This window comes from Novipirellula artificiosorum (assembly GCF_007860135.1).
Classification (GTDB): Bacteria; Planctomycetota; Planctomycetia; order Pirellulales; family Pirellulaceae; genus Novipirellula_A; species Novipirellula_A artificiosorum.
The window spans coordinates 1-9,108 of sequence record NZ_SJPV01000033.1 but is presented as its reverse complement, the minus strand read 5'-3'; the positions used below and the strand labels follow the sequence as shown (position 1 = coordinate 9,108).

10 protein-coding genes are annotated in these 9,108 nt (G+C 52.7%); 6 read left to right on the top strand and 4 right to left on the bottom strand.

What is annotated here, in order from left to right; all coding sequences use genetic code 11:
* Both Poly41_RS32855 and Poly41_RS32850 read left to right on the top strand, forming a co-directional pair.
* The coding region (locus tag Poly41_RS32855) for an Rpn family recombination-promoting nuclease/putative transposase (protein ID WP_231616142.1) at positions 1-452 on the top strand (452 nt) is incomplete at its 5' end.
* 579 nt (positions 453-1,031) lie between these two features.
* Positions 1,032-1,334 carry a VF530 family protein gene (locus Poly41_RS32850; RefSeq protein WP_146531610.1) on the top strand — a complete coding sequence of 101 codons (303 nt, stop codon included), beginning with the start codon at positions 1,032-1,034 and terminating at the stop codon, positions 1,332-1,334.
* A 15-nt stretch (positions 1,335-1,349) separates the two neighbouring features.
* Here Poly41_RS32850 and Poly41_RS32845 read toward each other — a convergent pair whose 3' ends face one another.
* The 3 genes from Poly41_RS32845 to Poly41_RS32835 all read right to left on the bottom strand — a co-directional run bounded on the left by Poly41_RS32845 (position 1,350) and on the right by Poly41_RS32835 (position 3,009).
* Positions 1,350-1,808, bottom strand: coding sequence for a hypothetical protein (locus tag Poly41_RS32845; RefSeq protein WP_146531609.1), 459 nt, complete (start codon positions 1,806-1,808; stop codon positions 1,350-1,352).
* 44 nt (positions 1,809-1,852) lie between these two features.
* Positions 1,853-2,137, bottom strand: a complete 285-nt coding sequence (locus Poly41_RS32840) for a hypothetical protein (RefSeq protein WP_231616141.1) — start codon at positions 2,135-2,137, stop codon at positions 1,853-1,855.
* Positions 2,138-2,451: 314 nt separating this feature from the next.
* Positions 2,452-3,009 carry an RDD family protein gene (locus Poly41_RS32835; protein WP_146531607.1) on the bottom strand — a complete coding sequence of 186 codons (558 nt, stop codon included), beginning with the start codon at positions 3,007-3,009 and terminating at the stop codon, positions 2,452-2,454.
* 554 nt (positions 3,010-3,563) lie between these two features.
* On the opposite strand from Poly41_RS32835, the gene Poly41_RS32830 reads away from it, so the two are divergent.
* On the top strand, positions 3,564-4,232 hold the full coding sequence (locus tag Poly41_RS32830; RefSeq protein ID WP_146531606.1) for an alpha/beta fold hydrolase: 669 nt from the start codon (positions 3,564-3,566) through the stop codon (positions 4,230-4,232).
* Positions 4,233-4,346: 114 nt separating this feature from the next.
* On the opposite strand, the gene Poly41_RS32825 is transcribed toward Poly41_RS32830, so the two are convergent.
* Positions 4,347-4,793, bottom strand: coding sequence for a putative signal transducing protein (locus Poly41_RS32825; protein WP_231616140.1), 447 nt, complete (start codon positions 4,791-4,793; stop codon positions 4,347-4,349).
* A 302-nt stretch (positions 4,794-5,095) separates the two neighbouring features.
* Between Poly41_RS32825 and Poly41_RS32820 the strand changes: the two genes are divergently transcribed.
* From Poly41_RS32820 to Poly41_RS32810, 3 genes are all read left to right on the top strand, one after another.
* Complete coding sequence (locus Poly41_RS32820; RefSeq protein WP_146531604.1) at positions 5,096-5,533, top strand: hypothetical protein; 438 nt, start codon at positions 5,096-5,098, stop codon at positions 5,531-5,533.
* A 226-nt stretch (positions 5,534-5,759) separates the two neighbouring features.
* Positions 5,760-7,172 carry an efflux RND transporter periplasmic adaptor subunit gene (locus tag Poly41_RS32815; protein WP_231616139.1) on the top strand — a complete coding sequence of 471 codons (1,413 nt, stop codon included), beginning with the start codon at positions 5,760-5,762 and terminating at the stop codon, positions 7,170-7,172.
* 84 nt (positions 7,173-7,256) lie between these two features.
* Positions 7,257-9,108: efflux RND transporter permease subunit (locus Poly41_RS32810; protein WP_146531602.1), on the top strand; the 1,852-nt coding region annotated here is incomplete at its 3' end.

Below are 9,108 nucleotides of genomic sequence, written 5' to 3'. Positions count from 1 at the left end.
TGGCGCAGTCGATGGTCATAAGACCGTTGTTGTCGTTTTGCAAGTACGTGATTCCAGGCGATAATAAGCCTATCATCGATCCGATCGAGCAGTGGTTGTATTTTTTCCGTGAGGCGGCAAACCAAACCGCCGAGCAACTGGCCCGCCGGTTGCCAGGTGCAGTGTTCACCGAAGCTGTAGGAGTGTTAGAAATGATCGCCAAGAACCCAGAAGAACGCCAACACTACGAAGACCGACTCAAGGCTGAGCGCGACGAATGGGCGCGAACCGAGCAGGCGAAGCTTGACGGAAAGCTCGACGGAAAGCTCGAGGAGCGACTTCGCGTGGTCAAAATGTTACGGGACATCGTCGGCGAAACCGATCCGTCGGACTCGGATCTTGCGGGACTTTCGCTCGATCAGTTGGGGCAACTAGAAACCACCTACCAGCAGCGACTCCGCGACCGAACCTGACGCGAATCGACTCCCTGCTGTTAACCGGAAGTGGATTTGTCTTTCGCGGCGGACAAAATGACCTCTAGTTAACACACCGCTGTTAACTCAACATTGAAAAGTTCGCGACCGTCTGGATCGCAAACAGTCTTGACCGAACCGGACGGACTTGCTGTAATCCCTTGGCAAGTAAGCGTTTACCGAGTTTCTCCAACCGAGACTTGTTCCGGAGAGCGTTGGGTTCGGGGAGCTCGTCGAAAAGTATCGTACTGATCGACACACTAATTAACGCCCGGAAGCGAGAACGCTCGCCCGGGCTTTTTTCGTTTCTGCCCCCGTTTTTTGCGGTGTTTTGCAAGTTCTCGCCGATCTCAAAAACCTCTCGGGTTCGAGAAATCTCACTCGGAGATCGAAACGGAACCGCCCGTTCTCATCCGTTCTACGAAAATTCTCGCCCCAAACTCTCAAACTCTCTGATTAACAGCGACAAATAATTAACAGCCCGTTCCCATTTGAGAGATCGAAAGAGAACTCTCAAAAAACAAACGTCCTCTGCGAGTCAACGACGTCCCGGCGGGGCCGAGTGCCCTCGAGATTGCCATGAATCAACCCCAGCCCAACAATCCGCTGCACGGCGTCACGCTCAAGGCGATCCTGGAATACTTGGTCGCGGAGTATGGATGGGAGCGATTGGGGCAGCGGATCAACATCGATTGCTTCAACTACGAGCCCAGCATCAACAGCAGCCTGAAATTTCTTCGCAGGACCGACTGGGCGCGGGCGAAGGTCGAGCGGCTGTACCTCGACTCGATCAGCTTCGACGAGCGAAAGGCCAAGAAGGCCGCCGCCGAAGAAGCCAGCGACATGGGCAGCGTTTGGGATCGAGCACGTCGCAGCGACTGACCGACACCGGCGGCTTCACAGTCCCGAGAGTTGGTGGTTGTAATCGAACTGCAAATCGGGATGCACCTTGTCGATCGCCTTGTCGATTTTCTTGAGTTGCGTCGCGTACATGTTCCCACTGACGCGGCAGCCGCCAAAGCTGATTCGCTTGTCTTTGATCCGTCGACAAAAGTGAATCCGCACTCGAAGTTCGGTCTCTTTGTCGCCGGAAAACCGCAGCGACTTGTCCATCCAGCGGACGACTCTGCGAAGCGTCTTTTTGTGAATCTTGCCGGGTGTGCTCAGCTGCTCGTCGATCTCGTCGCAGAGTTCCTCGGCATATCCGATCTCGTCGTCGGCCTTCATCAGCAAGTACGTCAACAACTCCTTGCTCTCGACTTTGAACTTGGCCATTCGAACACAGACGTCCAGAAAATCGTCGTGATCTAATTTGACGAGTTCCTTCTTCAACTGGCTTATCGTAGCAGCTTTCATGTGTCTCTCAGCCGATTGGCAGGAGTCGGTTATCCATTTGGTTCTTAAGTCGGATCGGCGAGTATTTTTCCTGTTCGGTCGTCCACCCTGTGTAGGCGAGTGGCATCGCCCAGCGCACCATCGCCGGATTTCAGGGAGACCAACCAATAGGGGTCGTCGGGCACATTCGCTGACACCATCGCTTGAAGGATTGCCAGATCATGCACACCGTTCTCGCTGCACAATTTCGCGTAGAATTCCTTTTCCCGGCGAATCCTCGCCGTGTCAAAGAACACGGCGGAACACTTTGTGCCTGGCAGAATGTCACCAAAGTGTTCAATGACAATCATGATTGCCTCCTTTTGATCGATCTCTCGTTTTGTCAACTTTTGCTCCCAACCCTGGACGCTAGCATCACTGAGAATCGTGGCCTGTCACGTAAGTATTGCAGATTGGCAGTTTACTCGGACGCAGGCAATGGAGCATTGCAACAGCTTTGCGGCATATCGTTGGGTGACCGAGTGAAGCAGTTCCTGGGTCATCGATCGTGGGAACCTGGGCGATCCTATTCTAAAGTCGACTGATGGACCCGCTCGCCCGCAAGTTGGACAGAGTGGCCCTTTGATGCGATCAAGAGTGTGTTCCTACTCTCTCTCGTTGTGACTCATTGCGGCGCTGACTGTTGGCGACCGGCGCGAGGATAGGAAATCGAAAAACCTGCGGCGTTGTAGCGAGTCAGATGCATTGGCCCTTCGCCAATCGGTTCGGCTGTGTTCCGCACGACATAGGTGCCGACGTAACAGTCACGAAGCGATTGTTGTTCGGTGTCCGCACCCAGCCAAATCAAGTCGATTACGAGGTTAAACGGGCCAAACATCCACATCAGCATTCGAAACGTCATCGTAAACAACGACGGGCGTTCGCCTCGAGTCGTCACGATTTTCAGGCTCAATAAACGATAAGCGATCGTACGCACTCGCGAGCGTTTCAGCGGAACCAAATAGATCCACACTGCAACGATCCAGACCAGGTAGAAAATACCACTCGGATCATAGGGCGCGTTGTTGGCTATGGAAAACGAAGCGATCACCATCCACAATAGGATTCCGATCACTACCAAAACGAGTGAATCGATCATGAAGACTGCCAATCGTCGCAAGAACCCGGGGTAATCATTGATGTCGTAGTAAACACCGTTGCCGAGCGAATGGTCAGTTGTCATTGAAGTTGGCTGCTCCTGGTTGGCAGAGGATTCAATCGCATACTTGTGCCTTAAGACGACTATTGTGACGCTGATTTCGAACTCCCACAAGCAAGCATCCCATCGCGATCGCGAAGCTAAACAATCCTGCCGCCACTGATACTTGAATCACGCTTTCAAATTCGAGTGGTCGACCGTTGATTTCAAGACTGCTCAGCGTAGTGTTGGTTGGGATGATTTGCCAATCTTGGTTCAGTAGGAACACTGCGGGGACAGAAACGATTGCGGTCGTGATCAGCAAAATCGCGCCGACTACAAAAAAGCAAAGTGTGCTGCGCGGGGCAGGAGTATTGAAAGGTAAGCTTTCCGTCGGACGATAAGGATTCGGCATCAGCAGCGAACAAGTGATTTAGTTGTGCGATGGAAGCCTTCATTGCGGCTGGTACGAATGAGTATACTGAGTAGCGAACGATTCGTCCCATGCGAGAACCAATCCACGATGTCAAAAATCATAAAACGCGACGGCAGTGATCATTCATTGGTGGTTTCGGAATTGAGAAGGACTGATGTAGGCGATGCACGGTAATTCAACGCCACTGATTCTGTTTTCAGGACTTGCAGCGGATCGCGAAGTCTTTGCTCCACAGTCGCTCGCGTTCGAGAACCTGATCGTACCGAGTTGGCCGGTTCCTGAATCAGATGATACGCTTGACAGTTACAGCGAACGATTGGCCGGCGAGTTAGGGCAGTTCGGACCAGCGGTGATTGGTGGCGCGTCGTTCGGTGGGATCGTGGCGTTGCATGTTGCCAAGCACCTTGATCCGTTGGCGGTTATTCTGATTGGCAGTGTTCGCTCATCAGACGAATTGCCCCGATCAGCAAAGTGGTCTCGTCGCTTGCAACCACTCGTTTCCCTGCTACCTGTCCGGCTGATGCAGATCGCCTGTGTGCCGATTGGATCGAAGATGGTTGGCCGTTGGTTTCCACACCTCGGCGGACTGGCCCGCCAATTCCGTCACAGCGATTCGAAAGTATTTAAGTGGTCGCTATCGCGAATCCTCGATTGGGATTCCACGCCGCGAGTTGACTGCCCCATCTATCACATTCACGGTGACCGCGACATGGTGCTACCAATTCGTCACATATCGCCAACGCAAATCGTTGCTGGTGGTGGTCACGTCATTTCACTGACTCACGCGAATGAAGTAAATGCGTTCATCGGTTCGGTATTGAAGCGGTATTAGAATTGAGCTAGTTACGGTCGCGGCATTCAAGACACTCCGCTGGTAGAATAAACTCTGCCGGACTTCCGCATTTTCTTGTACACCGAAGTTGTTTGGCTCACCGATGCGGTTTGATCATTCGGCTGGATAAACGTGTTCGGTTTGGCACTTCCAACAGACGCCAGACCTCGGTTCATTCAGTTCGCCGCAGTGAGTACGCTCCCATTGTTCTGCCGATTTGCTACTCGATTCATGCCTCGCCTCATGTGCAAGCACAGTTTTGCGGGCTTCTTCATAGCGGTCTGGCGGAACGAGAATCCTCGGTGCAACCGCGCCAATGTCAAGGTGGCCGAGCACACTGCGGATATGGTCACCGACAACTCGTGCCTCGATGCCTTCATTCTGAAGGAGGCCGCACAAAAGGTGGGCTTCGTCGTTGACGTCCGCCGTGACGATGAACTGCTCCACGCCGCCGCCGCGTGCGACGAGTTCGGTGCGTGGAGAACGGCCCTTACCTACGCCGGCGTCAGCGTACACCACGTTGGCCCTCGTCGTGACCTCACGCAAACCCGCGTAGAGCATTTGGCGATTAATGCGGTTCTGCAAAGGAAGACAGTGCTCGCATGTTTCCGTGTGAACATGGACCGTTCACTACTGAACGATCCAGCGAACTGCGGTTGCCCAAGCCAAGTCTCGCACGGAAGAGCATCAAATCTTGATTAGGTTAAGCATGCCGGTGGATTCAAAGAAGAGGATCGAACTTTCAGCCACGTGATTTCAACCGTGATTTCAACCGTGATTACGTTGTAACAATGTCCATATGATCATGTTCGGCAACCGTTTTCCTATTGCAGATCTAAAGACTGTTCAATATGCTAAACCTCATGAACCGATTTGTTTCATTCCTCCTGATTCCCATGTTCTTGCTGGGGCAAGCTTTGCCTCATTCGCATGCAGGGAGTGCTGTGGTCGAACCGGACGATCATTCTTTGCGACCTCACTTCCACCTTGCGCACTCACATCATGATGACGCCCTCGAGCATGGCCATCAGCACGATGCTGAGGTGGTTTCGTTGGCAGGATTAGGTGAAAATCTCCACTCATCTAACCATGATCATGATGCTATTTACGTGGCAGCGTCGACTTTTTCGACTAACCGAGCGGTTGTGGCAACGCAATCTGATTGGTTGACGATGTTGGATTTGCCGCTGCCTTTTACCATGGTCGTTGGTGATCTGCGTACTTGTTCGCGGATAAGCGATCCGCCCGATCGGTGCTCGCCGATACCGATCTATCTTCTCGTCGCTTCTTTACGCTTATAGCGGCCACGGTTGGAATTCATTCCGGCTTTCTTGCGTGTTTAACGGTGCTCGATGCCCCATTGTTGGATCTCGTGAATGATCCTGCGCGCACGGAATTCGAGCGATTCCTTCAGTTAAGAGATCGTTTTCTGCTGCCTTTATGCTATGGCGGCAAATCCACGGCTGCTGGAAGCACCGCTACACATTCGTCCAACATCATCAAAACAAGCAAAATATGAAGTCTCGATTGAAAAGCCTCATTGGCCCGGTTGTCGTTGTCCTTGCTATTGCCGCAATGTGGCTATTCCGCGATCGATTGTTCAGTCTATCCAATGAGCCCACGGCAACAGCGTCTACCAAAACAACGGACAGTGCTCCAGAAAAGCAGACCATCTTGGAAATCAGCGCTCAGGCACGGAAAAACCTTGGATTGGTAGCCAAAGCGGTACGCCCGCAATCGTATTGGCGAACCATTTTGATTCCAGGTGAGATCGCTGATCGTCCAGGCCTTTCGGATCGTGGAGTGACTTCACCAGCGGTTGGCATCGTGACGCAGATCCATGCATTCCCCGGTGATACGATGCGACCTGGCGAACCACTGTTCACACTTCGGCTGTTTAGCGAATACCTTCAAAACACTCAGTCCGAACTGTTTCAAGCAACCCGAGAAATCGAACTCGTTCAACAGCAAATCGCCCGCCTTGCGGACGCAACTCGGAGTGGTGCAGTGGCCGAGAGTCGACTGATTGAGCTTCGTAATCAACTGGCCCGGCAAACGACGTTGATTCAATCGCATCAGCAGGACTTATTGACTCGTGGGCTTAGTCCTCAGCAAGTCCAACAAGTCGCTGGCGGAAACTTCGTTTCGACAATCGAAGTGACTGCTCCACCGGCGTTGCCGCAGCAAGCTTGGCTGGAAAGCCCGCAACAGAATCCCTTCCAGCAAGCGAGCTTTACGGATTCCGCTGGCACTGGCTCGAAAGTAGCTATTGCATATGAGGTTCAAGAGTTGAGCGTTGAGCTTGGGCAACAAGTTCAAGCGGGACAATTGCTGGGAAAACTATCCAACCATGGAGCACTTTACATTGTTGGTCATGCATTCAAACGCGAGGCACCGTACTTGGAAAAGGTTGCACAGGAGCAACGATCGATTGACGTTGAATTTGCTGAGGATGTGAACGAGCACTGGCCAGATCTTGAGCAACCGCTTCATCTACGGCACATGGCGAACTCAATCGACTCAGCGAGTCGTACGTTCGACTTTTTCATCCCGTTGATCAATCAAAGTCGTTCGTACGAGCAAAACGGTGAGACCTTTCTTGTCTGGCGTTTTCGGCCAGGCCAGAGGACGAGGCTACACGTTCCGGTTGAGCTGTATGAGGACGTGTTGGTGCTGCCTGCCGAGGCGGTTGTTCACGAAGGGCCAGAGTCCTATGTGTTTCGCCAGAATGGAGACTTGTTCAAACGATTGCCGGTCCATGTATTGTACGAAGATCGTCAATCAGTCGTGATTCACAACGATGGCAGCGTACCGGTGGCTAGCTATTTAGCCCAGAGTGGAGCCGCATCGTTGAACCGAGTGTTGAAAGCTCAATCCGCTAGCGGCCAACAGCCAGGCGTTCATGTCCACGCCGACGGAACCAGCCACGCGGCACACTAGGCGTAGAACGGAGCTTGTTCCGTTATTCAACGCGACCATTCTTGATCCCAATGCAAAGGAGTCGGAATAAGTTTCGACTAACAAATGCTCAATTCCATAATTAGACTATCGCTCCGCTACCGCTCGTTGGTTGTTGTGGTCAGCCTACTTTTGCTGGTCTACGGCAGCTATCTGGCGACGGAACTTCCTATTGATGTTTTTCCTGACCTCGATCGACCGCGTGTTGTCCTGATTACCGAGTGTCCGGGACTGGCGACTGAGGAAGTGGAAACACTTGTCACACAGCCGATTGAAATTGCGTTGCTTGGCGCAAACGGCGTGCAAGCGGTTCGCAGTCAGACCACAGCCGGCTTGAATGTCATCTACATCGAGTTCGATTGGAAAACGGAGATTCGCGCCGCGAGACAAACCGTTCAGGAGCGATTGGCGGCACTCGAAGGAATCCTGCCAGCGGAGATCCGGCCCCAGATGACACCGCCCGCTTCGATCATGGGACAGATCGTTGTCGCGGGGATTTATCGTCAAAGGGGTCCGACAGGCGGCCAATTGGCTCCGATTGACAAGACTCAAATGATGGCCGAGCTGGTTTTCGACAGAAGTAAAAATGGACGAGTGCTGGCGTGGAAAGCTGTCGACCGACATGCCCCTGAGACCTGGCAAAGCGTGGTTGTCGACGATGTTCATTGGAGTGACGGCGATCCACCCGCTTCAGCCAACTCCATTGTGGATTCGGCACACGCGACGCTGATCATCGCTGGCGCCGACTACTCCACGACGTTCTTTTCCTCCGATCGCCAACACCGTGAACTGAGAACGGTCACCGATTGGGTCATTCGGCCTCGACTACTGAAGACAACCGGCATTGCAGAAGTCTTTATGCAAGGTGGCGATCGGAAACAATATCAAATACTGATCAACCCCACCGCACTTCTGGAGTACAACGTCACTCTGCAAGACGTCGAGCGAGCACTCCGTGAAAGTAACATCAATACCAGCGGTGGTTTTGCCGTCACAGGTGAAACCGAGCGCCCAATTCGCATTCTCGGGCGGCTCGGACCGGACGCTCGCGTGGTCCTTGACGATTTAAGAAAGATACCCGTTCGCAACCATCCTCGCCGTCCGGTCTTATTGGAGCAAGTGGCTCGTGTCACCGAAGGCTCACAGTTCAAACGCGGCGACGGCAGCGTCAATGGTCGCATGGGGATCGTCTTCACGGTCGTCAAACAACCGCATGTGGATACACGAGATTTGACCGATCGAGTCGTTGAAGCGTTTACGGAAGTCGAATCGTCACTTCCCGCAGATGTTGTCGTCAACGCGGAACTATTCCAGCTTAGAAATTTCATTGATCGAGGGATCTTCAATGTTGCCGAGGCGATCGCAATCGGAGCAGTATTGGTGGTCATCGTTCTGTTTCTGTTTTTACTGAATTTCCGCACGACGTTTATCACCTTGACTGCGATTCCGCTCTCGTTGGTGCTGACCACAATCGTTTTTCGGTTGATCGGCTGGATGACCGGCAGCGAGCTTTCGATCAACGTGATGACGCTTGGAGGCATCGCGGTCGCGATGGGTGAATTGGTGGATGATGCGATCGTGGACGTCGAGAACATTTTCCGACGACTACAAGAGAACAACAAATTGCCGATGAATGATTTGCGATCGAAGATTAGGGAAGAAGACAATCCAAGTTCGAACATGAAGACTCGAAAATCCTCGCTCGCCGTCGTTTACGACGCGAGCCTTGAGATTCGCAGTTCAATTCTGTTCGGAACGGGCGTTGTCATCTTGGCGTTCTTACCTTTGTTCGCGTTGTCGGGAGTCGAAGGTCGGTTGTTTTCACCACTCGGTCTGGCTTACATCGTTTCCATTCTGGCGTCTTTCCTGGTTTCGATGACAGTGACCCCCGTACTCTCCTACTACTTGCTACCTCAAT

Coding starts and splice junctions, on each gene's coding strand:
- Poly41_RS32850 (WP_146531610.1), top strand. CDS start 1,032: ATGAATCAACCCCAGCCCAACAATCCGCTGCACGGCGTCACGCTCAAG.
- Poly41_RS32845 (WP_146531609.1), bottom strand. CDS start 1,808: ATGAAAGCTGCTACGATAAGCCAGTTGAAGAAGGAACTCGTCAAATTA.
- Poly41_RS32840 (WP_231616141.1), bottom strand. CDS start 2,137: ATGATTGTCATTGAACACTTTGGTGACATTCTGCCAGGCACAAAGTGT.
- Poly41_RS32835 (WP_146531607.1), bottom strand. CDS start 3,009: ATGACAACTGACCATTCGCTCGGCAACGGTGTTTACTACGACATCAAT.
- Poly41_RS32830 (WP_146531606.1), top strand. CDS start 3,564: ATGCACGGTAATTCAACGCCACTGATTCTGTTTTCAGGACTTGCAGCG.
- Poly41_RS32825 (WP_231616140.1), bottom strand. CDS start 4,793: ATGCTCTACGCGGGTTTGCGTGAGGTCACGACGAGGGCCAACGTGGTG.
- Poly41_RS32820 (WP_146531604.1), top strand. CDS start 5,096: ATGAACCGATTTGTTTCATTCCTCCTGATTCCCATGTTCTTGCTGGGG.